Annotated in this window: 19 protein-coding genes; 6 read left to right on the top strand and 13 right to left on the bottom strand. The window is 69.1% G+C overall.

Features of this window, described 5'->3' with window-relative positions; all coding sequences use genetic code 11:
- Window position 1: 1 nt before the first annotated feature.
- Window positions 2-1018: an AraC family transcriptional regulator gene (locus ABD156_RS10055; RefSeq protein WP_344269625.1), complete on the bottom strand. Its 1017-nt coding sequence runs from the start codon at window positions 1016-1018 to the stop codon at window positions 2-4.
- Window positions 1019-1098: 80 nt separating this feature from the next.
- Between ABD156_RS10055 and ABD156_RS10050 the strand changes: the two genes are divergently transcribed.
- Together ABD156_RS10050 and ABD156_RS10045 are read left to right on the top strand one after the other, a co-directional pair.
- Entirely contained in the window at window positions 1099-2190 is a 1092-nt protein-coding gene (locus tag ABD156_RS10050) for a winged helix DNA-binding domain-containing protein (protein WP_344269622.1), read from the top strand.
- An 81-nt stretch (window positions 2191-2271) separates the two neighbouring features.
- Window positions 2272-3747, top strand: coding sequence for a flavin-containing monooxygenase (locus tag ABD156_RS10045; protein WP_344269619.1), 1476 nt, complete (start codon window positions 2272-2274; stop codon window positions 3745-3747).
- Here ABD156_RS10045 and ABD156_RS10040 read toward each other — a convergent pair.
- A complete protein-coding gene (locus tag ABD156_RS10040; RefSeq protein WP_344269616.1) occupies window positions 3719-5221 on the bottom strand; it encodes a chitinase in 1503 nt (500 codons plus the stop codon). The two genes, ABD156_RS10045 and ABD156_RS10040, sit on opposite strands and share 29 nt — an antisense overlap.
- Window positions 5222-5388: 167 nt before the next feature.
- Between ABD156_RS10040 and ABD156_RS10035 the strand changes: the two genes are divergently transcribed.
- Window positions 5389-7767 carry a Tex family protein gene (locus tag ABD156_RS10035; protein WP_377927735.1) on the top strand — a complete coding sequence of 793 codons (2379 nt, stop codon included), beginning with the start codon at window positions 5389-5391 and terminating at the stop codon, window positions 7765-7767.
- Between the two features lie 55 nt (window positions 7768-7822).
- On the opposite strand, the gene ABD156_RS10030 is transcribed toward ABD156_RS10035, so the two are convergent.
- Window positions 7823-9550: an acyl-CoA dehydrogenase family protein gene (locus ABD156_RS10030; RefSeq protein WP_344269610.1), complete on the bottom strand. Its 1728-nt coding sequence runs from the start codon at window positions 9548-9550 to the stop codon at window positions 7823-7825.
- 12 nt (window positions 9551-9562) lie between these two features.
- Window positions 9563-10891, bottom strand: coding sequence for a serine hydrolase domain-containing protein (locus ABD156_RS10025; RefSeq protein WP_344269607.1), 1329 nt, complete (start codon window positions 10889-10891; stop codon window positions 9563-9565).
- Window positions 10892-11168: 277 nt separating this feature from the next.
- Between ABD156_RS10025 and ABD156_RS10020 the strand changes: the two genes are divergently transcribed.
- Window positions 11169-12728 (top strand): DEAD/DEAH box helicase, encoded by a 1560-nt coding sequence (locus ABD156_RS10020; protein WP_344269604.1) that lies wholly within the window; start codon window positions 11169-11171, stop codon window positions 12726-12728.
- Between the two features lie 203 nt (window positions 12729-12931).
- Here the strand turns inward: ABD156_RS10020 and ABD156_RS10015 are convergent, their stop codons facing one another.
- The gene (locus ABD156_RS10015) at window positions 12932-13330 is read right to left on the bottom strand and encodes a MarR family winged helix-turn-helix transcriptional regulator (protein WP_344269601.1); all 399 of its coding nucleotides are present in this window, start codon (window positions 13328-13330) and stop codon (window positions 12932-12934) included.
- A 112-nt stretch (window positions 13331-13442) separates the two neighbouring features.
- Between ABD156_RS10015 and ABD156_RS10010 the strand changes: the two genes are divergently transcribed.
- Complete coding sequence (locus ABD156_RS10010) at window positions 13443-13853, top strand: helix-turn-helix domain-containing protein (protein WP_344269598.1); 411 nt, start codon at window positions 13443-13445, stop codon at window positions 13851-13853.
- A 12-nt stretch (window positions 13854-13865) separates the two neighbouring features.
- Here the strand turns inward: ABD156_RS10010 and ABD156_RS10005 are convergent, their stop codons facing one another.
- The 7 genes from ABD156_RS10005 to ABD156_RS09975 form a co-directional block, all read right to left on the bottom strand.
- A complete protein-coding gene (locus tag ABD156_RS10005; RefSeq protein ID WP_344269595.1) occupies window positions 13866-14858 on the bottom strand; it encodes a YdcF family protein in 993 nt (330 codons plus the stop codon).
- Between the two features lie 47 nt (window positions 14859-14905).
- Entirely contained in the window at window positions 14906-15790 is an 885-nt protein-coding gene (locus tag ABD156_RS10000) for an ABC transporter permease (protein ID WP_344269592.1), read from the bottom strand.
- Window positions 15777-16553: an ABC transporter ATP-binding protein gene (locus tag ABD156_RS09995; protein ID WP_344269589.1), complete on the bottom strand. Its 777-nt coding sequence runs from the start codon at window positions 16551-16553 to the stop codon at window positions 15777-15779. Before ABD156_RS09995 ends, ABD156_RS10000 begins: the two co-directional genes overlap by 14 nt.
- Window positions 16554-16578: 25 nt before the next feature.
- Entirely contained in the window at window positions 16579-17634 is a 1056-nt protein-coding gene (locus tag ABD156_RS09990) for an ABC transporter substrate-binding protein (protein ID WP_344269586.1), read from the bottom strand.
- A 114-nt stretch (window positions 17635-17748) separates the two neighbouring features.
- Entirely contained in the window at window positions 17749-18774 is a 1026-nt protein-coding gene (locus tag ABD156_RS09985) for an S-adenosylmethionine:tRNA ribosyltransferase-isomerase (protein ID WP_344269584.1), read from the bottom strand.
- On the bottom strand, window positions 18771-19445 hold the full coding sequence (locus ABD156_RS09980; RefSeq protein WP_344269582.1) for an SDR family NAD(P)-dependent oxidoreductase: 675 nt from the start codon (window positions 19443-19445) through the stop codon (window positions 18771-18773). Before ABD156_RS09980 ends, ABD156_RS09985 begins: the two co-directional genes overlap by 4 nt.
- A 44-nt stretch (window positions 19446-19489) precedes the next feature.
- On the bottom strand, window positions 19490-20863 hold the full coding sequence (locus tag ABD156_RS09975) for a purine-cytosine permease family protein (protein WP_344269580.1): 1374 nt from the start codon (window positions 20861-20863) through the stop codon (window positions 19490-19492).
- A 101-nt stretch (window positions 20864-20964) separates the two neighbouring features.
- On the opposite strand from ABD156_RS09975, the gene ABD156_RS09970 reads away from it, so the two are divergent.
- Window positions 20965-22176 carry an MFS transporter gene (locus ABD156_RS09970; protein WP_344269577.1) on the top strand — a complete coding sequence of 404 codons (1212 nt, stop codon included), beginning with the start codon at window positions 20965-20967 and terminating at the stop codon, window positions 22174-22176.
- Window positions 22177-22281: 105 nt separating this feature from the next.
- On the opposite strand, the gene ABD156_RS09965 is transcribed toward ABD156_RS09970, so the two are convergent.
- Window positions 22282-24261 (bottom strand): S53 family peptidase, encoded by a 1980-nt coding sequence (locus tag ABD156_RS09965; RefSeq protein ID WP_344269574.1) that lies wholly within the window; start codon window positions 24259-24261, stop codon window positions 22282-22284.
- Window positions 24262-24527 lie beyond the last annotated feature (266 nt).

The raw sequence follows: 24527 nt of genomic DNA, 5'->3' as shown, positions 1-24527 counted from the left end.
GCTATCGGTTGCGGCGGGCGTACGCAGCAGGCGTGGTGCCGGTCCAGCGTTTGAAGGCGTAGATGAAGCTCGACGCCTCGGCGTAGCCCAGCCGGAGCGCGACGTCGTCGACGGACAGCACGCCGGTGTCGAGCATTTCCTCGGCGAGCGTCTGACGGACCTCGTCGAGCAGCTGACGGTAGCCGGTGCCTGCCTCGGTCAACCGACGCCGCAGGGTTCGCGCGCTGAGCGTGAGCTGACGGGCGATCTCGTCCATCCCGGCGTCCGCGCCGCCCAGCCGCACCAGCCGTTCCCGCACCAGCTGCGGGACTCCCGATCGCGTGCGGCGACGGGCGACGAGGGCGTCGCACTGCGCGGCGCACAACGCGACGGTCTGCTCGTTGGCCTGCGGCAACGGAAGATTCAACAGCTCCGGATCGAGAACGACCTGATGCTCGGCCGCACCGAAAATCGGGCTGACCCCGAAGGCCGTCCGATATGAATCCACAAAGGACGACGACGGGAACCGGAACTCCAGCCGTTCCAAGGAGATCTCCGGCAAGAGATCCCGCATGACGGTGCAGATCGCGGACAGGTCGCGCAGCGCGAGGAACCGCGCGACGTCCTCCGGCACTCGCGAATCGTCCAGCACCAGGCGGAGTCCGGCGGCGTCCAGCTCGACGTGCGGAATGCAGAAGGTGAACGACAAATCCAGATACCGCAAGGCGAACACCATCGCGTCGCGCATCGTCGGACTGCTGATGCAAGCGAAGCCGAAGATGCCGAACGTCGTCGCGCGGTACCGGCAACCGAGACTGAGCGCAACGTCGTCGCCCGAACCGACCGTCGACAGCAGCGCGCGCACGACGGCCAACTCCTGCCGAGCGTCGAGCTGCCGGTCCGGCGCGCGCAATTCCTCGACGGCCACCCCAGGCAGCGTGACGCCGTGCTCCTCGGCGAAGCGGTGCATGAGCAGCACACTCGCTGTGCCGCGCGGGTAGTCCCAGTCGCGGATGGCGGGTGCGGCTAGCTCGGCCATGGCCGGAATTATGGATCAACCGGCCGCCCGCGTGCCGATCGAGGGCCAAAACTGTCGGAGTTGCTCGTTAAGCTCCCGCCGTGCACCTTTCCCACCGCCTCCTCAACCGCGCGACCCTCGACCGGCAGTTGCTCCTTAAGCCCGCCAAGATGCCGGTTCTCGACGCCGTCACGCACCTCGCCGGGCTGCAAGCGCAAGCGCCGTTCCCGCCGTATTACGCACTGTGGTGCCGGCTGCCGGGTTTCCAGCCGGACGACCTCGCGAGCCTGCTGCTCGACCGCAGCGTGGTGCGGATGGTGTTGATGCGCGGCACGGTGCACCTTGTCTCCGCCGCCGACGCGCTGGCCTGGCGTCCGCTCACGCAGATCGTCATGGACCGCGCCCTGACAGCCGTCAACCAGCACCGGGAGCCGCTGTCGAAGCTCGACCACGACGCCGTGGCGAAGACGACCAGCGAACTGCTGCGCGAGCGGCCGTATTCGAGCGACCAGCTCGGCAAAGCGCTGGTCGAGCACTATCCGGAGACCCCGGCCGCGTCGCTGATGTTCCTGGTCCGCGCCGTCCTGCCGCTCGTGCAGATCCCGCCGCGCGGCGTGTGGGGCAAGGCCGGGCAGCCGACGTACCAGGTCGCGGACCACTGGCTCGACGGCGTCGCCGCGCCCGAGCCGTCCGCCGCTGAGCTGGTCCGCCGCTATCTCGCCGCGTTCGGTCCGGCGACGGTGGCGGACGTGCAGGCCTGGGCTGGTGTCACGAAGCTCGGCGAGGTGATCGAGGAGATGGACCTGCGCACCTACCTCGATCCCGAAGGCCGCACGCTGTACGACCTGCCGGACGCCACGCTGCCCGACGAGGACACGCCCGCGCCGCCGCGGCTGCTGGGTCCGTTCGATCAGACACTGCTGTCCTACGCCGACCGCACGCGGATGATCAGCGACGAGCACCGCAAACGCGTGATCACCATCAACGGCCTGGTCAAGGGCACCATGCTGGTCGACGGCCGGGTCCGCGGGATCTGGGAAACCACGACCACGCGCGAGTCGGCGGCAATGGCGCTGACGCCGTTCGAGCGCATCTCGAAGCGCGACACCGCCGCGTTGGAGAGCGCCGGGCGGAAGCTGCTCGCCTGGGCCGAGCCCGGCAAGACGCACGAGGTCCGGCTGATGAGCGAGTAACCGCGTCCGCTGGCCGGAATTCTCGATCGAGTGGCCGTTCGTGCCCTTCCGGACCGGCGGCCGCCTGCGTAGCTTCGGGCTATGGACGACACCCCGTCAGTGCTGATCGTGGGCACCGGATTCGGCGGAATCGGCGCCGCGATCGAGCTGAAGCGCGCCGGTTTCCCGAACGTCACGATCCTGGAGCGGGCGGCCGAACCGGGCGGCGTGTGGCGCGAGAACACCTACCCCGGCGCGGCCTGCGACATCCCGTCGCCGCTGTATTCGTTCTCCTTCGAGCCCAATCCGGACTGGCCGAAGCGGTACGCGATGCAGCCGGACATCCACGCCTACCTCAAGCGCGTGATCGCGAAGTACGGCATCGAACCGCACATCCGCTACGGCCGCGAGGTCACGTCCGCGACCTACGAGGACGGCCGCTGGCGGGTCGAGACCGCGCAAGGCGAAACCTTCGAGGCGGACGTCTTCGTACCCGCTGTCGGCCAGCTCTCCCGGCCGGCCTGGCCGTCGATCCCCGGCCGCGAGACCTTCGCCGGCGAGGCGTTCCACTCCGCCGAGTGGAACCACGAAATCCCGTTGGAGGGCAAGCGGATCGCGGTGATCGGCACCGGCGCGAGCGCGATCCAGTTCGTGCCGGAGATCCGCAAGGAGGCCGCGCACGTCACCGTCTTCCAGCGCACGCCGCCGTACATCATGGGCAAGAACGACGGCCGCTACAAAGCCTGGCAGAAGCGGCTTTTCCGCCGTCTGCCGAAGACACAGCTGTTCGGCCGCGCCCGCATCTTCCTGCTCGCCGAGTACGCGACCTACGGCATGACGCGGTATCCGTTGCTGACCAAGATCTTCGAACTGCGCACGGCTCAACTGCGCCGTCGCCACCTCAAGGACCGCACTCTGCGCCGCAGCGTGAAGCCCAACTATCCGTTGGGCTGCAAGCGGATCTTGTTCACCAACGACTACCTGCCCGCGCTCGCGCAGCCGAACGTCTCTGTCGAAACGTCCTCGATCCAGGAGATCACCCCGCGCGGCGTGCGCACCGCGGACGGCGTGGAGCACGAAGCAGACGTGCTGATCTACGGCACCGGTTTCAAAGCGACGGAATTCCTCGGTCCGATGAAGGTGCTCGGCCGTGACGGCCGGTCGCTGTCCGAGGCGTGGCGCGGCGGCGCGCGGGCGTACCTCGGCATGACGGTGCCGGGATTCCCGAACCTGTTCTGCGTCTACGGCCCCAACACCAACCTCGGCGCGGGCTCGATCATCTACATGATCGAGCGGCAAGCCCGCTACCTCCGCCAGGCCGTCGAACACCTCGCCCGGCCGGACGTGGCGTCGCTGGAGGTGCGCGCCGAAGTCGAGGAGCGCTACGACCACGAGGTGCAAGCGCGGCTCTCGCACAGCGTCTGGAGCGGTTGTACAAGCTGGTACCGGCAGGAGAACGGCCGGGTGAGCACCAACTGGCCCGGGCTGGTCACCGAATACGACCGCCGGACCAGGGCACTCGACCCGGCCGACTACCTGGTGCGTTCGATCAGGGCAGGTTCTTCAGGCCCGCGCTGACCGTGTTGGCGAAGGAGTAGCCGTTCGACGCGTCCCAGTTGATGGACCAGGTCATCGCGCCGCGGAGCTCCGGATACGTCGTCGACGGCTTGAACGAAGCGCAGCCGGTGCCCTTGGCCATGCAGTTCATCGCCGACACCACGTTCGACGGCGACTGGTACCCGCCGCCCGCCGCCGAGCCCGAGGACGGCAGCCCGAACGCGACCTGGTCGGCCCGCAGGCCGCCCTGCAGCTGGATGCACGAGAGCGCGGTGAGGAAGTCGACCGTGCCCTGGGAGTAGACGTTCCCGTTGCAGCCGTTCATCGCGCCCGAGTTGTAGTACTGCATGTTGACGACGGTGAGGATGTCCTTGACGTTCAGCGCGAGCTGGAAGTAGCCGCCCTGGGTGGACTGCATGTCGATCGTCTGCGGCGCCATGGTGATCACCGAGCCGCCGCCGTCGTGGATGCTGCGCAGCGCCTGGCCCATGTAGGTGGCGTTGATGCCGTTCTCCAGGTCGATGTCGACGCCGTCGAAGCCGTACGTGGAGATCAGCTGCTTCACCGAGTTGGCGAAGTTGCTCGCCGAGGAGCTGTCGCCGACGCTGATCGTGCCCTTCTCGCCGCCGACCGAGATGATCACCTTCTGGCCGCGCGCCTGCACGGTCTTGATGTCGTCGCGGAACTGCGCGTCGGTGTAGCCGCCGAGCTTCGACGACAGGGCCGGGTCGAGCGTGAAGCTCACCGCGCCGGGCGTGGTGGTGGCGTCGGCGAAGGCGATCGCGATGACGTTGTACGTCGTGGGCACGTCAGCGAGCTTCAGTGTCTTCGCGCCGTTGTCGAAGTTCTGCCAGTAGCCGGTGAGGATGTGCTTCGGCAGGTCGCCGTTGTGCGGCGGCGTGCTGGTCGTGGTGGTCGTCGTCGGCGACGTGGGGGTCGTCGGCGTGGTGGACGTCGGCGAGGTCGGGGTCGTGGACGTCGTGGGCGGCGTGCCCGGGCCGTCGAGGTTCACGTCGTCGGCGAGGTAGGCGGGCTGGCCGTACCAGCCGTGCAGGTACACCGTGAGGCTCGTGGACGAGCCGGTGGTGAAGCTCAGGCTGAGCTGCTGCCAGCCGGTCGCGCCGGGCGTCCAGGTGTTCTGCACCGCGGAGCCGGAGACGCCCAGGTAGACGTAGCTGCCCTGGACCCACGCGGACAGCTTGTACGCGGTGTTGGGCTGCACAGTGACCTGCTGGGAGCACTGCGCGGTGTCGGAGCCCGAGGGCGCTGCGCTCAGCGAGTGGCTGCCGTCATGCGCTTGGGTCGCGACGACCGACGCGGTGCCGCTGCAGGTCCAACCGGAGAGCGAGCCGGTCTCGAAGCCGGGATTGGCGAGGATGTTCGCGGCCGACGCGCTGCTGGTGCCGAGGGCGAGCGTGACACCGAGCGCGAGCGCGACCGAGGCCAGCAGGGACACCAGGGCAGGCAGCCGCCGGGGAGACGGGTGTGGGGACACGGGCAGACCTCCGCACGACAGTGAGCCAGGTCACCTCAAAATGGACTAGACCAATACGGATGTCAAGGAACTTCCGGAGGTGCTTCGGCGGGCCATCCGCAGCGGGCGGGGCGGGCAGCGGCACAATGCAGGCTCGGAGCAACCCGAGACGAAGCAGGAGCCTGGTTTTGAGCGTGCAGTCGGTCGAGCAGCGGATCGCTGAAGAGCTGGGGGTGCGCGAAGGGCAGGTCAAGGCCGCCGTCACCCTCCTCGACGAGGGGTCCACGGTGCCGTTCATCGCCCGGTACCGCAAGGAAGTCACCGGAGAGCTGGACGACGCGCAGCTGCGCACGCTCGAGGAGCGGCTGCGCTACCTGCGCGAGCTGGACGAGCGCCGCGGCGCGGTGCTGGAGTCCATCCGGAGCCAGGGCAAGCTGGACGAGGCGCTCGAGGCGCAGATCCTCGCCGCGGACACGAAGTCGCGGCTGGAGGACATCTACCTGCCCTACAAGCCGAAGCGGCGGACCAAGGCGCAGATCGCCCGCGAGGCCGGTCTGGAACCGCTGGCCGACGGCCTGCTGAACGACCCGACGACCGACCCGCAGGCCGCCGCCGCGGTGTTCGTCGACGCGGACAAGGGCGTCGCGGACGCGCAGGCCGCCCTCGACGGCGCGCGCGCCATCCTGGTCGAGCGCTTCGCCGAGGACGCCGACCTGATCGGCGAGCTGCGCGAGAAGATGTGGACCGAGGGCCACCTGGCGTCGAAGGTCCGCGCGGGCAAGGAGACCGACGGGGCCAAGTTCTCCGACTACTTCGACTTCTCCGAGCCCTACACCAAGCTCCCCTCGCACCGGATCCTCGCGATGCTCCGCGGCGAGAAGGAAGAGATCCTCGACCTGTCGATGGAGCCTTCCGAGCCGGTCGCCGAGGACGCCCCGGTCCGGGTCGGCCCCACCGAGTACGAGCAGCGCATCGCCGCCCGGTTCGGCATCAGCCAGCAAGACCGCCCGGGTGACAAGTGGCTCGGCGACACCGTGCGCTGGGCCTGGCGCACGAAGATCCTCCTGCACCTGGGCATCGACCTGCGGATGCGGCTGCGCCAGTCGGCCGAGGACGACGCCGTGCGCGTGTTCGCGGCCAACCTGCGCGACCTGCTGCTGGCCGCTCCGGCGGGCACCCGCGCGACGATGGGCCTCGACCCGGGCTTCCGCACCGGCGTGAAGGTGGCCGTGGTCGACGCGACCGGCAAGGTCGTCGACACCCACGTGATCTACCCGCACCAGCCCGCCAACAAGTGGGACCAGTCGATCGCGGAGCTGGCCGTGCTGGCCGGGAAGCACAACGTCGACCTGATCTCGATCGGCAACGGCACCGCCTCGCGCGAGACCGACAAGCTGGCCGTCGAGCTGATCAAGAAGCACCCGGAGCTGAAGCTCACCAAGGCTGTCGTGTCCGAGGCGGGCGCTTCGGTGTACTCGGCTTCGGCGTTCGCTTCGCAGGAACTGCCGGGCATGGACGTCTCGCTGCGCGGCGCGGTCTCGATCGCGCGCCGGCTGCAGGACCCGCTGGCCGAACTGGTGAAGATCGACCCGAAGTCGATCGGCGTCGGCCAGTACCAGCACGACCTGTCCGAGGTGTCGCTGTCGCGTTCGCTGGACGCGGTGGTCGAGGACTGCGTGAACGCGGTCGGCGTGGACGTGAACACCGCGTCCGCCCCGCTGCTGACCCGGGTTTCGGGCATCACGACGTCGCTCGCGGAGAACATCGTGGCGCACCGCGACGGCAACGGCCCGTTCCGCTCGCGGACCGCGCTCAAGGACGTCGCGCGGCTCGGCCCGAAGGCGTTCGAGCAGTGCGCGGGCTTCCTCCGCATCCCCGACGGCGACGACCCGCTCGACGCGTCCTCGGTGCACCCGGAGGCGTACCCGGTCGTGCGGCGGATCCTCGACCGCACCGGCAGCGGCATCCGCGAGCTGATCGGCAACGCCCGGACCCTGCAGGCGCTGAAGCCCGCCGAGTTCGTCGACGACACCTTCGGTCTCCCGACGGTCACCGACATCCTCTCCGAGCTCGAGAAGCCGGGCCGCGACCCGCGTCCGGCGTTCAAGACCGCGACCTTCGCCGAGGGCGTCGAGAAGATCGGCGACCTCAAGCCGGGCATGCGGCTGGAGGGCGTGGTGACGAACGTGGCCGCGTTCGGCGCGTTCATCGACGTCGGCGTGCACCAGGACGGCCTCGCGCATGTTTCGGCGCTGTCGAAGAACTTCGTGAAGGACCCGCGCGACGTCGTGAAGCCGGGCGACATCGTGAAGGTGAAGGTGCTCGAGGTCGACGTGCCGCGCAAGCGGATCTCGCTGACGCTGCGGCTGGACGACGAACCCGGCGCGGGCAACAACCGCGGCGGTGGCGGCGGCCGGGACCGTGGCCAGGGCGGCGGTCAGGGTGGCGGCGGCCAACGCCGGAACCAGCCGCAGCAGCGCGGCGGCGGTGGCGGCCGAGACCGCCGCGACTCCGGGGGCGGCGGCGCGATGGCGGACGCTCTGCGGCGCGCCGGATTCGGCAAGTAGCACAACGAAAAACGGCCTCCCGAGCTATTCGGGAGGCCGTTTTCGTTGTCTTGGCTCAGGGATTCATCTCGTACGCGCCGGAAAGCTCGCGCACGATCGCCCACACCCGGCCGAACCGTTCGTCGTCCACCACCGGCTTCCGCAGCCCGGCCAGTGCCAGCTCCTGCTGCTTCTCGGTGGAACTCGGCTTGCCGTGCAGATCGACCGCGGCGACGCTGAAGTCCTGCACCAGCACGGCGAACAGCTGGTCTAGCACATCGTCTGACACGCCGGTCAGCTCAGCCTGCTCCAGGATCAGCTGCCCGTACACAACGAGCGTGAACAGCTCGGTCAGCGCGAGGCCGAAGTCCAAGTCCTTCTGCTGCGCCTCATCCGGCGTCGCCTCGGAAAGCAGCCGCACCAGCACATTGGCTTGTTCGGTGAACCGGGCGACGTTCGGCAGGTGCTTCGCGTTCTCGTAAGCCGGTTTCCAGTCGTGGAACCGGATCTTCGACAGCCCGCGCGCGGGGCCTTGGCGGAACAGGAAATCGTCGTCGGAGGCGTCGTCGCGGGTCGGCACCGCCGGGTATTCCTGCGGCGCGAACAGGTACGCGGGCATGAACTTCGCGATCAGCGCGAGGTTCACCGCGACCGTGCCCTCCAGCTTGGGCAGGCCGTCGATGTCGTTCTTGGCCATCGCGAGGTAGGTGTCGGCCTCGAAACCCTTGGCCGCCACGACATCCGCGACGAGCCCGATCACCTTCTGCGCCTCGGTGGTCACCTTCATCTTGGTGATCGGGTTGTACAGCAGGTAGCGGCGGTCCTGCTGGTTCGCCGAGCGGAAGTAGTCGATCGCGCGGTCGGAGAACAGCTTCATCCCGGTCAGCCGCGCGTAGGCCTCGACGAATTCGCGGCGCACGTGCGGGAAATCGGTGACCGGGTTGCCGTACAGGATCCGGTTCTGCGCGTGCGTGACCGCCTCGTACAGCGAATGCGTCGCCATCCCGATGCCGCCGAAGCACAGGTTGAACTTGCCGATGTTGACCGTGTTCAGCGCGGCGCTGAAGGCCTCGGCCCCGGTGTGCAGGAGGTCCTCGGCGCGCACCGGGTAGTCCTCGAGCCGGAACTCCGCGACGTACATCTGCGACGGCACGATGTTCTTCACGACGTGGTAGTTCGGGTGCTCGGAATCGGCGTAGAAGAACACGTACTGCTCGGGTCCTTCGACGCCTTCGATCCGGCCGAACACCGAAACCGTGCGCGCACAGTTTCCGTTGCCGATGTAGTACTTCGACCCGTTGGCGCGGTAGCCGCCCTCGCCGTCCGGGGTGAGCACGAGGTCGGACGAATAGATGTCCGCGCCGTGTTCCTTTTCGGACAGTCCGAACGCGCCGACGCCGCCCTCGGCCAGCGCTTCCGCGGCGCGCTTGCGGGCGGCCGCGTTTCCGCTCTGCCACACCGGTCCGAGCCCGAGAACGGTGACCTGGAACGGGTACCAATAGTTGAGGCCGTAGAAGCCGAGGATTTCCGCCAGCGCGGCGATCCGGCTGGTGTCCCAGCGCTTCTCGGAGTCCCCGGCCGAATCCGCGGCCGGGGTGAGGAACGTGGCGAACAGGCCTTCCTTGCCCGCGAACTCCAGGAAGTCGGCGTAGAACTCGCGGTCGTGATACGCCTCCGCGAGACGGCGTTTGCCGCGCGCTTCGAACCAGTCGATCGTCGCCCGCAGCAGCCGCTGGGTCTCCGGGTCGAACTTCCGGGCGTCGTAGTCGCGCGGGTTCAGCAGCGCTGTCGCCGTTTCGCTCATCGCATCTCCAGGTCAGCCGATATTACTGCCCGGTAACTTTAGCGCGGTGCGGCCGCCGAATTCCACCGCGTCCACCCGGCCGTGGTCATCGCGGCGGAAACGCGCGCTCGGCCTGCGGGTGTCGGAGGCGCGGGCGAGCACGTCGTCGGCGACGAAGACGACCTCGAACGGCGGGGCCGAGAGGATGTCCGGCTGATCGGTGTCGAGGATCATCTGCGCCCAGAGCGCACCGTCGCGCTCGGTGACCTCGAAGATCAGCGAGCCGGTCCGATACCGTCCAGGGCAGTCGCCCGGGTCGATCGCCCTGGACGGGCGACCGTCCAGTTTCGGCAGGTCAGCGAGGTTCTCCAGGCACCAGTCGACGATCCGCGGGCCGAGCGCGCCGCCGCCCGCGCTGTTGGTGAGCACGGTGACCGCGAGGTTCTCGCTCGGTGCCATGACGAACTCGGACAGCTGCAGGTTGCTGACGTTCCCGCCGTGCCGCACCAGCTGCGCGTCGCCGTGGCTCAGCCGCAGCCAGGACAGCCCGACCTCCTCGAACGGCAACGCACCCTTGCGCTGCGCGTTGTGCATCAGGCTGCGGGTCTCGTCGCTCAATATCTCTGCGCCGGTCAGCTGGAATCGAGCCCATTTCAGCTGGTCACGGGCAGTCGACCAGAGACCGCCCGCCGGAGCGTCCGCCCGGACGAGGCCGACGGTGTGCGCGACCGCCGGACCGTCCTCGCGCAGCGCGTGCCCGACCGCGTGCCGCCGGGTGAGCACGTCCCAGGGCTGGAAGTACGAGTCCGTCATGCCGAGCGGCTCCAGGAGCCGAGTGCGGACCAGGTCCTCGTAGCTGCCGCCGGACACCGCCTCCGCGACGCGGCCGGCCAGCAGGAACCCGGCGTTGCAGTAGGAGAACACCTCGCCGACCGGGAACACCTGCGGCAACTCGTCGAACTGCCGCACCGCGCGGGCGAGCGCGTCGTCGCCCCAGCCGGTGTCGACCTCGATGTCGCCGAGGAAGCCGGACGAGTGCGTGAGGAGGTGGCGCAGCGTCACGGTCTTGGTCGCGAGCGGATCGGCCAGCCGCAGCTCCGGGAGGTACTCGACCACCGGCTGGTCCAATTCGAGTACGCCGTCCTCGACCAGCACGAGCACCGCGGCCGCGGCGAACGTCTTGCTGGTGGAGCCGATCATGAACAGGGTGTCGTCGTCCACCGGAGTTCCGGTGTCCACACTGGACACTCCCGCGGCGAGCAAGGTTTCCTCGCCCTCGTGGAAAATCCCGGCGGAGACGCCGGGAACTCCCGCTTCCCGCGCCCATTCGCCCAGCAGTCCCCGGAGTTCGTCTGCGCTCATGCGGCCAGCCTCGCACCCGCCGGCGCGCCGCCGATGGTGGAAACGAACGAACATCGCGCGCCCGCTTCGTCGGTTCGCGCGTGGCGGCCTGCGGGCGATATCACGTAGCCCGCTGGATCTTGGGACGGTATAGTGAACGGTGCGGTCCGCTCAGTTCTGCCTCGGACCGCGTTTCACTGTTGTCGACGACCACGCGCCGCAGCCACCCGAGGCCGCGCCGGGCAGGACAACCGCGCTACGTACGGAGATACGGGACGCTTTCGCGTCCGCACCAACCATGACGACTTTCACTGAACTCGGCCTGCCCAAGACTCTGGTCGACGCGCTCGCCGCGCAGGGCGTCACCGAGCCCTTCCCGATCCAGGCCGCCACGCTCCCGCACACGCTCGCGGGCCGCGACGTCCTCGGCCGCGGCCGCACCGGCTCCGGCAAGACCTACGGCTTCGTGCTGCCCGTGCTGGCCCGCCTGGCCGCGGGCCCGACGCGGCGGCGTCCCGGCCGGCCGCGGGCGCTGATCCTCGCCCCGACGCGCGAACTGGCCACCCAGATCGAGGCCGCGATCGTGCCGCTGGCGCGCCCGCTCGGCCTCAAGGCCACCACGATTTTCGGCGGCGTGAGCGCGAACCCGCAGATCACCCGCCTGCGCGACGGCGTCGACATCGTCGTCGCCTGCCCCGGCCGGCTCGCCGACCACATGCGCTCCGGCGAAGCGAAGCTGGACAAGATCGAGATCACCGTCCTCGACGAGGCCGACCACATGGCCGACCTCGGCTTCCTGCCCGAGGTCCGCCGCATCATGGCGGCGACCCCCGAGCGCGGCCAGCGCCTGCTGTTCTCGGCGACGCTCGACAACGGCATCGACGTGCTCGCGAAGCGCTTCATGAACGACCCGATGCTGCACAGCGTCGACTCGGCGCAGTCCCCGGTCTCGACCATGACGCACCACGTGCTGCACCTCGAGGAAACCCACCGCCTGCCGGTCCTGGTCGACCTCACCGCGGCTCCGGGCCGCACCCTGGTCTTCACCCGCACGAAGCACCGCGCGAAGGCCCTCACCCGCAAACTGGTCGCGAGCGGCGTCCCGGCCGTCGAACTGCACGGCAACCTCGGCCAGAACGCGCGCACGCGCAACCTGGAGGCGTTCTCTTCCGGCACCGCGAAAACCCTGGTGGCCACGGACATCGCCGCCCGGGGCATCCACGTGGACGACGTCACGCTGGTCATCCACGCCGACCCGCCGGTCGAGCACAAGGCCTACCTGCACCGCTCCGGCCGCACCGCCCGCGCTGGCGCGTCCGGCACCGTGGTCACGCTGATGACCGACGAGCAGGTCTCGGACGTCCGCGCGCTCACCCGGAAGGCGGGCATCTCGCCGACCACCACGCGGATCTCGCCTTCGCACCCGCTGCTGGCCGAGCTGGCCCCCGGCGACCGCTCGTTCACCGCTTCGCCGCGCCGCCCGGTGGTGGACAACCGTCCCAAGACGGTGACCGCTTCCGGTGCCGCACCGGGTACCGGCCGCCGCCGCGGCGCGCCTTCGGAAAACCGAGGCGGCCTCGGCGCCCGCACCGGTTCGCAACCCCGCCGCTCCGGCGGCGGCCGCGGCGGACCTCGTCAGGGCACAGAGCCGCGCGCCGCTCGGGCCGGGTCTTCGGCTGGTTCGGACCGGCAAGCGGGCCAAGCCCGCCGGGAAGACCAACGCCGCGGCACGGGCGCCGGTCGCCGAGGCGCGGAGGGCGCTGGCCGTCGCGCTGCCGGCGCCGACCGTCGCGGATCGGGCCAGCCGCCCCGAAACCGCCGAAACGGCTCGAGCGGGCGGCGTCAGTCGGAGTCCTGAGTTTCGCACTGGGCGGGTCGGGGATCGGTTTGTTCGATCTCCGGCCCGCTTTTCTGTGCGAGGAAATCAGTCCGCTTCCTCGTCGGCGAACCAGGCACCGACGCATTTCCACTGGAACGCGTCTTTCTGCTAGTCGCCCCCGGGCGAGCCAGCCGACCACGGCCAGCCGGATAGTCGCTCCCGCGAACGCCATCCCGCTGTCGCTACTCCGGAGCGCCCTCGTCAGCAATCTTGCGGACCAGGGTGAAGAATTGCTGGCGTTCAGAAGCGTTGAGGGGTGCGAGAAAGCGGGTCTGGACGTCCTCGAGAACGGTGTCGAGCCTGGCAAGTTCTCGTCGGCCGGAGGCCGTCAGCCGAACGAGCTTCTTGCGCCCGTCCGAGGGATGAGGCTGGCGCTCGGTGAATCCGGCCTGGTCGAGCGCTTCGAGCGCAACGGTGACGTCGCTGCGGTCAATGCCCGAAAGCCGGCCCGCCTCTGCCTGGCTGAGCGGGCCTGCCTGCTCCAACGCGGCCAGGATCCGGTAGTGGTACGGCCGCGAGCCCGCCTCCGCGAAGGCCTCGGACAGCAAGGTATGGCTCCGGCTCTGCGCCAGGTTGACCAACCAGGTCGCCCGGCCGTGAAGTCGCTTCAGCACACTGGCAGCCTACCGGATTTGTTGGTGTCGCCAACAACCTGATATTGTTGGTGACACCAACGACATGGAGGTATCGCCCATGCTCTCCCTCGGACCGCGGCTGATCGGCCAGACCGAGAAGACGCTCGACGCCGTTTTGACCAGGATCCTGCGCGAGCACGACCTGTCGACCAGTGAATGGGTCGCCCTTCGGCTCGCTGCCGACACCAGCGCCGTGCCGTTGGCGGCATTTGTGCGTGCTCAGGCGCACTTCGAAGACGCGGACGACCTCGTGGCGCGGCTCGCGGCCCGCGGGCTCGTCGCCGGCGATCAGCTCACCGGCGAGGGGCAGTCCTTGATCGCACGGGTCACGCAGGTCATCACCAGTCTGACGGGATCGATCTGGGAGAACCTCGACCCCGACGACGTCGCCGCCGCGGGGCGCGTCCTCAATGCCGTCCAATCGGAGTACCGGACCGTGCTGGCGGGCCTCAGCGAGTCGGCCGCCTAACGCCAAACCGGCTCACTGCGCGGACAAGAACAGCAAAAACGGCCCCACACCCAAAAACAGCAACGCGGCCGCGTTCGTCTTCCGGTACTCCAGCAGCAACGCCACGAATTCCCGCAAGAACGCGCTGGGCACGAAGTACGACGCCGTCTTCGCCCCGATCACGTTGAGCCGCAACCCCAATTGCCGCGCCAGCACCGCTGTGCGGAACACGTGGTAGTTGTTCGTCACGGCCAGAATCGGGCCGGAAAACCCGCGCTGCTCAAGCAAAGCGACGCTGAACCGCAGGTTCTCGTTAGTGGTCGTCGCCCGGTCCTCAAGGACGATCTGCTCCGCCGGAACCCCAGCATCGATGAGATACCGTGCCATCGCATCCGCTTCCGACGTCAGTTCGTCCGCACCCTGACCGCCGGACACCACCAGCAACGCACCCGGCGATCGCTGCTGCACCTGCACCGCGCGGTCGAGCCTGCTGGCCAGCAGCGGCGGCACCCGATCGCCCTGAAGCCCCGAACCGAGAACAACCACTGCGCCAGCGCGAGCGCGTCGGGTGACCCGGCTGTAGAGAATCGAGTACAGCAACAGCGCCGTGAACAGGAACGCCAGATAGCCGGTCACGAACAGCACCGCCATCGCGGCCACGCGCAGCAACGGCTGATCGTCGAAGACCAGCGAACTCACCGCGAGCGCGAACACCGCGAGCAGACCGAGCCCGGCGAGCAGCGAGAGCAGGTTGGCGAGCCGCCGTCCTTCGCGTCGCAGCATCACGACGCCGTTCGCGATCAGCGCCCACGGCAGCGCCAGCGCGCCGAGCCCGCCGATGATCACCACCACCGCGATGATCGCGATCTGCGCCCATTCGACGTGGTTGAAGAACGACAGCAGCCACAACCCGGTGAAAAACAGCGCGACCAGGAACCACACCGCGTTGCCGACCCGCCTCGGCTCGCGCGCGAACCGCACGACGAACACCAGCACGGAAGCGATCGCGAAAAGCCCGGACGTCATGGTCGTGCATTCTGTCTGGCAAGTCCGAGCGTCGCGCGGGCAGGTACTCAGAGTGACGTCGTCAGGCCCCGTGCCCGCAGCACCGACCGCTCCAGCGGGCGGAACACGATCAGCTCGATCGCCACCCCGACGAACAAAATCAGGAAAATCGCCGCGATCACCTTGGGCATCGAGTTGTACGAGGACCCGTCGTTCAAATACGTCCCCAGCCCGACGCCGAGGCTCGGCGAGCGCGCGATCAGTTCCGCCGCCATCAGCGAACGCCACGAGAACGCCCAGCCCTGCTTGAGCCCGGCGAGAAACCCGGGCAGCGCGGCGGGCAGCAGGATGTGCCGGGCCGCGGCGAAGCGGCCGGCGCCCATCACCTTGCCGACGCGCGGCAGGATCGGCGGGATCTGGTCGATGCCGGACACGAGGCCGTTCGCGATCGACGGGACAGAGCCGAGCAGCACGACGAAGTAGATCGCCGCGTCGTTGATGCCGAACCAGATCACCGCGGCGGGCACCCAGGCCACCGACGGCAGGCTCTGCAACCCGCTCAGCAGCGGCCCGATCGCGGCGCGCACCACGCGGACCTTCGCCACCAGGATGCCCAGCGGCGTCCCGATCACGACGCCGGCGGCGAAGCCCAAAGCGGCGCGGTGCACGGAAGTCCAGATGAAGCCGAACACCGAACCGTCGTTGATCGTGCTCACGAACTCGGCCCAGACGTCCAGCGGCGCGGGCAGCGTCGTCTCCGGCCAGAACGCGGCGGCCCACAGGATCTGCCAGATCACCACCAGCAGCACGAGCGCGCCGAGCGGCGGCAGGAACCCGCGGACGAACCGGCGGCGCAGCGACGCCGGCCGCGCGCCGGTGGGGGTGTCGAGCCGGTCCAGGCCGGCGCCGACGGCTTCGTCTAGGTCGGGGGCCGCCTGGTCAGGACGGGGCATGGGTGCTGATCACCTTTCGCAGATCGGCCGTGATCTCGTCGGCCAGCAGTTCAGCGTCCGCGGACGGGACGTCGTGCCACTCGCGGACCACCCGGCCCGGACGCGACGACAGCAGCACCACTCGCTGTCCAAGCCGGACAGCCTCGCGGACGTCGTGCGTCACGAACAGCACCGAGGTACCGGTGCTGCGCCACACCCGCAGGAGCTCGCTCTGCAGCACGTCGCGGGTGATCGCGTCGAGCGCCGCGAACGGTTCATCCATGAGCAGCAACGCATTGCCGTCGTCACCGCCCACGCGGTGGGTCGCGGCCAGCGCGCGGGCCAGCGCGACCCGCTGCCGCATCCCGCCGGACAGCTCGTGCGGACGCTTGCGCGCGGCGTCGCTCAACCGCACCAGGTCCAGCAGCTCAGCTGCCTTTTCGCGACGCTCGGATCGGCCGAATCCGGCGAGCCGCAGCGGCAGTTCCACGTTCCGGGACGCGGTCAGCCACGGCATCAGCGCGGCCTCCTGGAACATCACCGCGGGCCGCGAAGTGGTGAGAGTGATCTCGCCGGCGGACGGCTGGTCGAGACCGGCGACGAGGTTCAGCAGCGTGCTCTTGCCACAGCCGGAAGCGCCGAGCAGGCAGACGAACTCGCCCGGCTCGACGGTGAGGTCGACCCCGTCGAGCGCGGTCACCGCGCCGCCGCCGGAGCCGAACACCTTGCCCACGCGGTCGAGGTGCACGGCGGCGGTCACTGGTCGGGCCAGGGTGGAGGTCATCGCGGATCGCCTTCCGGTCGGGACGTCACTTGGCCAGTTCGGGCGCGTTGACGGCGGGCAGCTGCTGTGCCTTGAGGACGTCGTTGAGCGGGCCGAAGTCGGCGAACCCCTTCAGGTCCACCACCTTGTCGACCACGCCCGCGGTCACCGAGTCCTTGGCCAGCTGCGGGAACTGCGCGGGCACCGGGTCGGTGGTCAGCTCGATGTTCGAAAACGCGCGGTCGAGCACGGCCGGGCTGAGAGAGCTGCCGGACAGCTCCTTGAGCGCTCCGTTGACGACGGTCTTCGCCTCGGCCGGGTTCTTCTTCGCCCAGTCGATCGCGTGCAGCTCGCCCTTCAGCAGCGCGCGCACGGTGTCCGGGTGCTGCTTGAGGAACTCGCTGCGCACTATCGCGACCGTGGTCGGGAAGCGGCCTTCGGGCCACAGCGACTTTTCGTCGACCAGCACCTTCGCGCCCGCGTCGGCGACCAGCCGCGACGACCACGGCTCAGGCAGCCAGCCGCCGTCGACCTCGCCCTTTTTGAAGGCGTCGAACGTCTTCGGGTTGTCCAGGTTGGTCACGTTGACCTGGCCGGTCAGGTGCTTCTCGGCGAGGAACTTCTTGAGCGCGACGTCCTGGGTGTTGGCCAGCTGCGGCGTCGCGATCGTCTTGCCCTTGAGCTGGTCGACCGACGTGATCCCGGGCTTCACCACCAGCTGCGCGCCGCCGGTGACCGCGCCGGACACGAGCTGGATCGCGCCCTTGGACTTGGTGAAGGCGTTGATCGCCGGCCCGGAGCCGATGAACGCGACGTCGAGCGAACCGCCGAGCAGCGCGTTCACTTCGGACGGACCGGCGTTGAACGTCTGTGTCGTGAGTTTCGTGCCGCCGAGGTTCTGCGCGAAGAAGTTCTTCTTGACCCCGATCAACGCCGGCGTGTGCGTCACGTTCGGGAAGAAGCCGACGCGCACCTCCCCGGCGGCACCCTGGTTGGTCGCGGCCTCGGTGCGGTCCGCGCGGGAACACCCGGCGAGCGCCCCGAGCACCGTCAGCGCGGCGAGTGCGGAAGCAAGCAATCGGGTTCGCGGAAATGTACGCACAAATGGCCCTTTCGCGGTCAGCGGAACGGGGCGAGAATGACACGTTCACCCGCGAGACTGCATAGGCATCCGCATCCCGGGAAATTGTGTGGGATTACTTGACAGGCCCGGGCCTCACCTGCTTGTCAGAAGCGAGACGTCACCGAACTCGTGCCACAGATAGTCCCGCCGCACTGCCGCGTCGTAAGCCCGCTGCACCAGCTCCGGACCCACGACCGCCTCGAGAAGCAGCAGGTGAGACGTCTCAGGCGTGTGCAGTCCGGTGATCAAACCGTCGACGGCGCGGGCCGGCCGATCGGGACCGAGCACGAGTTCGGTCCAGCCTGCCGCCGCGGTGACGAGTCCGCCGGGATTCGTGGCCGATTCGAGCGCGCGGACCGCCGTTGTCCCTACTGCGATAACGCGTCCACCCTGGTCACGCACCCAATTGACCAACGCGGCAGTGGTCGCCGGAACGCGAAATCGCTCGCCGTACGGCGGTTCTCCGGCTTCCGGAGAGGAGACGCCAGTGTGTAACAAGATCGGCGCGAACAGCACTCCCCTCGAGACCAGTTGAGTCACCAGCTCCGGAGTGAACGGCCGGGCCGCGCTCGGCATCTCAGCCGAACCCGGATCGAGCGCGAACACGGTCTGGTAGTTCGGCAACGGCCACGCGCGCGGGACATAGCCGTAGCGAATCGGCCGGCCGACCTTCGCGAGATACCACGCGACCTCGCCTTCCACGTCGATCTTCGCGCGCCACAACCGTTGCGCACCGGCGACGTGCGGCTCGCGCAGCGTGACAACAGCCCCGGCTGGCAGGCTGAGCCGCTCCCCCACGCGGCCGTCCAGGAGCGGACCGCCGGGTGCGCGAAGCTCGACGACCCAGGTGCCGTCGTCGAGTTCGGTGGAGAAGTGGACGGTGATGACGCGTTCATCCCGCACCGCGTCGACGGCGGCGGGCAACGTGCCAGACGTGTTGACCACCAGCAGATCGCCGGGATTCAAAAACGCTGCCAGATCACGGAAAGTGGCGTGCTGTACGCCCTCCGGACTGGCCGCGAGCAGCCGCACCTCGTCCCGGGCCAGCCCGCGCGCTTCCGGCGGAGCGGACGCGCTGCGGTCCTCGGCCAGGTCGAACCGGGTGCGCGGCGCGTTCACGACCGCACCTGCAGATCCGCTGCCCGGAACCGGCCGCTCGGCGGACGTTCCTCCAGCAGCCGCAGGAAAGCCGGTACCGCGGTCTCCGGCAGCGGCCGGTCTGAAATGTCCTCGCCGGGGAAAGCGGCCTGGTGCATGGCCGTGCGCAGGTCCCCGGGATCGACGGCATACACCGCGATGTCCGGATTTTCCACGCCCAGCACCGCGCTCACGTGGTCCAGCGCGGCTTTCGCGGAGCCGTAGCCGCCCCAGCCCGCATACGGCTCCACGGCGGCGTCGGAGCTGATGTTCACCAGCACTCCCTTGGCCGCGGTGAGCGCGGGCAACAGCAGGCGAGCGAGCGCGAGCGGCGCGAAAACGTTGGTGCGGAAGACAGTTTCCAGCTCGTCCGGCGGATACTCGGCCAGCGGCGGCAGCGGGCTGACGCCGAGCGTGCTGGCGTTGTTGACGAGCAGGTCGAGCCGGGGTCCGGCGGCTTCGGCGAGCCGGGCGCGATGCTCGGGGTCGGTGACGTCGCCGGGCACCGGGGTGAACCCGAGGTCCGCCGCGGCGGCGCGCAGCGTCCCCTGGTCGCGTCCGGTGCCCAGCACTGTCCATTCGCGACGGACGAGAGCCGCGGCGAGCGCCCGGCCAAGACCGGCGGACGCTCCGGTGACTACAGCTACTGGCATGGGTTCCTCCAGAAGTAGGCACCTGCCAGCGTGCGACCTCTACCTTACTGGAGGTCAACCGGTCGGCGGCCGCGCAGCAGCGTGTACGCCACGAGCGAAACCACGAACCCGGCGTAGTAGGCCAGATCCGCACCGTGCAGCGCGGCGGCGACCGGTCCGGTGTAGACAGTCGTGTTCATGAACGGCACCGCCGCCGCGAAGCCCACCACGAACGCCACGAGTGCGGCCCAGCTGCGGACCGGACGCCGCAGCTCAGCGAGCACATCGATCTCGCGCCCGCCACGTTTGCGCCGCAGCCAATCCGGCACGACGACACCGAGGAACGGCGGGATCCAGTAACTCACCACCAGCAGCACGTTCTGGAATTTCGCCGCCAGATCCCCGGTGTGCATCCAGAGAATCAACGCGAACGCCAGCACCGTCACGACCACCGCCGACACCGGCCGGCGCACCCGCACGCCGACGGTCTGCAGCGCGAGCGATCCGCTGTAGTCGTTCATCGCGTTGGACGACACCGCCGCCAGCGCGATCACCAGCAACGCCACCGCACCCAGCACGCCGCCGCCGAGCAGCGTCGAGACCCCCGCGGCGGTCTGGTCGCCCAGCGCAGTGCCGAGCGCGAGACCGATGCCCTCGCCGAGCGCGTACGAGGCGGTCAGGCCGAGCAGCGTGAACCAGAAGACGCCGCTCGGGCGCGTCGAAGCAGGCAGGTAGCGGCTGAAATCCGACGCATAAGGAGCCCACGAAATAGCGAGGCTGAGCGTAATAGTGGAAAACAGCACGACGGCACCGGCGAAATCGCCGCCGGTCGCGGAATCGGCAAACGTAATCGGGTGGTCAAGCACCACCTTTACGGCGAGCGCGACAAATGCGACAACCAGCACCACGCTCATCACAGCTTGGACCCGGTGGATCACCGCGTAACCGAATACTCCGAGCGTGCACTGCAGCACCAGCACCACGAGCACCGCGGCCCAGAACGGCAGCCCGGTGAGCTGCGCCAGCGCCTCGCCGCCGAACAGCCCGACCAGCGCGTCCCACGCGATCGAGCCGAGCCATTGCACCAGGCCGGGCAGCACGACGCCGCGGCCGAACGGGAGCCGCGCGAGCGGCAACTGGCCGGTTCCGGTGCGCGGACCCCAGGTGGACAGCCACGCGACCGGCAGCGAACCGACCACGGTGCCGATCAGCGCGATGACGAACCCGGTGGTGAAACCGAGCCCGAGCGTCGCGCCGAGGGTGCCGGTGAACACGGCGGTCATGGTGAGGTTCGGCGCGAACCACACGCCCGCGAGCCGCCACGGCCTTCCGAACCGGTTCTCCGCCGGGATCGGGGTGATTCCGTGCGTCTCGATCGCGAAATCCCCTGCTCCGGACGGCATCCGGCCGCCGAAGACCTCGGCGTCGATCCCGCTCATGCGCTGCCCTTTCTCCCGGCTGACCCGTGAGTCTGAACCGGAGCGCCCGGCCGCGCCAATACTCTGTGGCGTTCCCGACCCGTTCCCGTCAGGATCGCGGGGTGGGGGAAGCACCGTTGCGCCATCGCGCGTTCGCCATTTTCTACACCGGACGACTGGTCTCGCTGCTGGGCAGCGCCATGACCCCGGTCGCCTTGTCGTTCGCGGTGCTCGGCAGCAGCCACAGCCCGACCGACCTCGGCGTCGTGCTCGCCGCCGGGATCGTGCCGCTGCTGGCGTTCCTGCTGGTGGGCGGCGCGGTCGGCGACCGGTTCCCGCGCAACCGCGTGTTGCGGCTGTCGAACCTCGGCGCGGGCGCGGCGCAACTGGCGGCCGCGGCCATCCTGCTCACCGGCAACTACTCGCTGGGCGCCCTCGTCGCGACCGAGTTCCTCGGCGGAATCTGCACCGCGTTCACGACGCCGGTGCTGCGCGGGATCGTCCCGCAGATCGTCCCGCCGGAATCGCTGCGCCAGGCGAACTCGCTGCTGGCCACCGGACGGAACATCACCAAGGTGGCCGGTCCGGCCGTCGCCGGAGTGCTGGTCGGCACGGTCGGCGGCGGGTGGGCGATCGCCGCCGACGGGGTGTCGTTCGTACTCGCCGCCTTGCTCTACCAGGCGATCACGCTGCCCCCGGCGGAAAAGTCCGAGCAGCACAGTGTCTTGCACAGTGTGCGAATCGGCTGGCGGCAGTTCTGGCGGATCCCGTGGCTGTGGCGGGTGGTCACGGCGTTCACCGTCTACAACATCGTCTTCACCGGCGGCTGGCTGGTGCTCGCGCCGGGCATCGCGCAGGACACCATCGGCGCGGCCGGATGGGGCGCGGCGCTGAGCGTGCGCGCGGTGGGCGCGCTGCTGGCCGGTCTGGTCATGTACCGGTTCGCGCCGAAACGACTGCTGCCGGTCGGACTGGTTGGTGCGGCCCTGACCGCGCTGCCGCTGTTCGCGCTCGGCACGCACGCGAACTTCGCCGTGCTGGCCGGGACGACGTTCGTCGCCGGGTTCTCCGCCGGTGTCATGGGCGTGGCCTGGGATACGACGGTCCAGGAGAACATCCCCGGGCATCTCCTGTCGCGGATGGCCGCGTTCGACGATTTCGGCTCCTATGCGGGCATTCCGATCGGCGAACTCCTCGCCGGACCGCTCGGCGCCGCGTTCGGCGCGCCCGCGGTGCTGCTCGTCGGCGGGTTCGTCCTGGTCGCCACCGCGCTTTCCCCGTTGCGCTCCCGCGCCGTCCGCGCACTGCGGCACCCGCCGGTCCGCGTGCCGTGAAGGGCTCCTTGAGGGAATTAGATTCCCTCAAGGAGCCCTTCACGGCACGCCACGCAAGGAAGGGCCTGCCGGGAGTCCCGGCAGGCCCTTCCTTTCACCCCTCGGTCACACCAGCAAGAGGAATGCCACTCCGTTGGGCGAGCCGAGGCCCGTCACGTCGTCGTAGCCCTTGGTCGTGTGAATCGTCAGGTTCGGGTAGTCGAGCACCCGGGCCGAGGTCTTCAGCCCGCCGCTGGCGTCGGTCCCGTTGGCGAAGTCCACGCGCTGCACCGCGCCGTCGACGTGCTGCACGTCGTGGATCGCCGACGTGCGCGACGTCAGCTGGTACAGCACCGGGTTGATGAACCCGTGGTGGAAGTGGTCGAGGCTGTCGGACACCGCCATCACGCCCGCGAACACCGGCGACGCCAGGCTCGTGCCGCCGATCCGGTACTGGTCGTAGTAGACGCCGTCCGGGAAGGTCTGCGTCTGGCCCACCAGGAACCCGGTGTTCGGGTCGGCGACCGCGGAGATGTCCGGGACCACGCGGCCCTTCGCGCCGCCGGTCTGGTTCTTCGTGGACAGCGCGTCCGGCACGATTCCCTTCTGGTAGAAGGGCTGGCCGAACAGCCGGCTCGTGCCGCCGCCCGCGCCGCCGTTGAACGCGCCGGGGAACGCCGGGGCGTAGGCGCCGTCGGTCAGCGTCGACTTGCCGGTCTCCCAACCGGTTTCGAAGATCCGCTTGCCGTCCTGGCCGACCGCCAGCGACGTCCCGCCGACCGCGGTCACCCACGGAGCCGAAGCGGAGAAGTCCGGCGACGGCGTGCCCAGCCGCGCGACCTCGTCCCCGTTGTCGCCGGAGGAGAAGTACACGCCGATGCCCTCGAGCACCGCCTGAAGCGAGATCTGGTTGAACACCTTGACCTCGGCGGCCGGGATGTCCTCGCCGGTGTCGCCGTAGGAGTTGGAAATAATGTCGGCCTTGTGCCCCGCGACGACGTAGTTCAGCGCGGTGTCCAGCGACAGGTCTTCACAGTCTTGCCCGCCGACGTAGAGGATGTCCGCGCCCGGCGCGAGTCCGTGCGCGGCCTCGACGTCCAGGGTTTCCTCGCCGTACCAGCCGGAAGCGTCGCACTGGTCCGGTCCTTCGAGCACCGGGTTGGGCGGGAAGATGTGCTGCTTGAACTGCTGCTTGGTCAGCGGGTGCGCCGGATCGTTGCGCTTGGCGTACTCCGCCGCGTCGGCGTAGATCGTCGGCGACGCGAACGCGTCCACGATGGCGATCGTGGTGCCGCGACCGTCCGCACCGAGCTTCGCGGCCTGGTCCAGGCCGTACGCCGAACGCAGCTGCGCGGGCGTGTAACCGCACGGCGCGTAGGGAAGCTGCTTCCCGTTGTACGCCGGGTCAGTCGTGTCGGTCTTCTCGCCGTAGTAGGCGCTGCACGGCCCCGAGTTGCGGAACCCCTTGCTGGGCGGCGCGGTCGACGGGCTGCCCTGCACGCGAGACTGCTTCGTCGCCGGCGTGTCCGCACCGTCGGTGTGGTCCGGCTTGAACAGATTCGTCGCCTGGTCGACGCCGACGACGCCGAGCACGTCCTTCGCCAGCGACGCCGGAACGGACAGGTCCTTGTCCGCCGCCCGCAGCGTCTGCCCCTTGACCTGGTACTTGCCCAGGTTCACCGCGAACGCGCGCTGCACCTGGTCAGCGGTACCGGTCGCCTCGACATACGCCCGGTTGGACGGCACCTCGCCGGTGGCGAATCCGCTTGCGGACAGCCAATTCTTCACCGCGGACACAGTCTGGTCGGAAGCCGCGAACTGGTCGCGCACCTGGTCCGGCGAAAGATAATGCCGGTACCCGCGACTGTTCGGATCGGACACCGACTGCGCGGCAGCCTCGGCCGCCCCCTGGTCCTTGAGATTCAAATAAACCCGAAAGTCCATTGTGGACGACCCAGCCGTGTCGGCCACCTTGGACTGCGGATTGGCCCAAGCCGGATGCGATTGCGGAATGTCCGCCCGCCCCTGAGCCGACGCCACGGCAGGCGAAGCGGCCAGGCCGCCCACCACCGCCAGCGAAAGAAACATGGTGACGCTTCTACGCACAGCAACTCCCTCGTGTTGCGCGGCCTCGACCCCGCCTGCCGCCGGAACGAGATTAGGACTGCCCCCGCCCGCCAGGGAAGCGTCAAGCTCCCCGGTGCGGAACCGTTATCTGCTCCCCTCATCGCGACACAAGGGACAAGTGCGACCAAAGTCCGTTTCATCCGCACTGTCCACAGCGGAATGTGCCGAAATCAGAAAAACGCCCGTTTCACCACCCTCCCCTCACAGCACCAGACAGCCCCAACCGCCACCTACGAAGGTCGCAC

Source organism: Amycolatopsis albidoflavus, assembly GCF_039525725.1.
Classification (GTDB): domain Bacteria; phylum Actinomycetota; class Actinomycetes; order Mycobacteriales; family Pseudonocardiaceae; genus Amycolatopsis; species Amycolatopsis albidoflava.
Note: the sequence above shows the minus strand (reverse complement) of the source record. Positions and strands in the feature narration are given on the sequence as shown.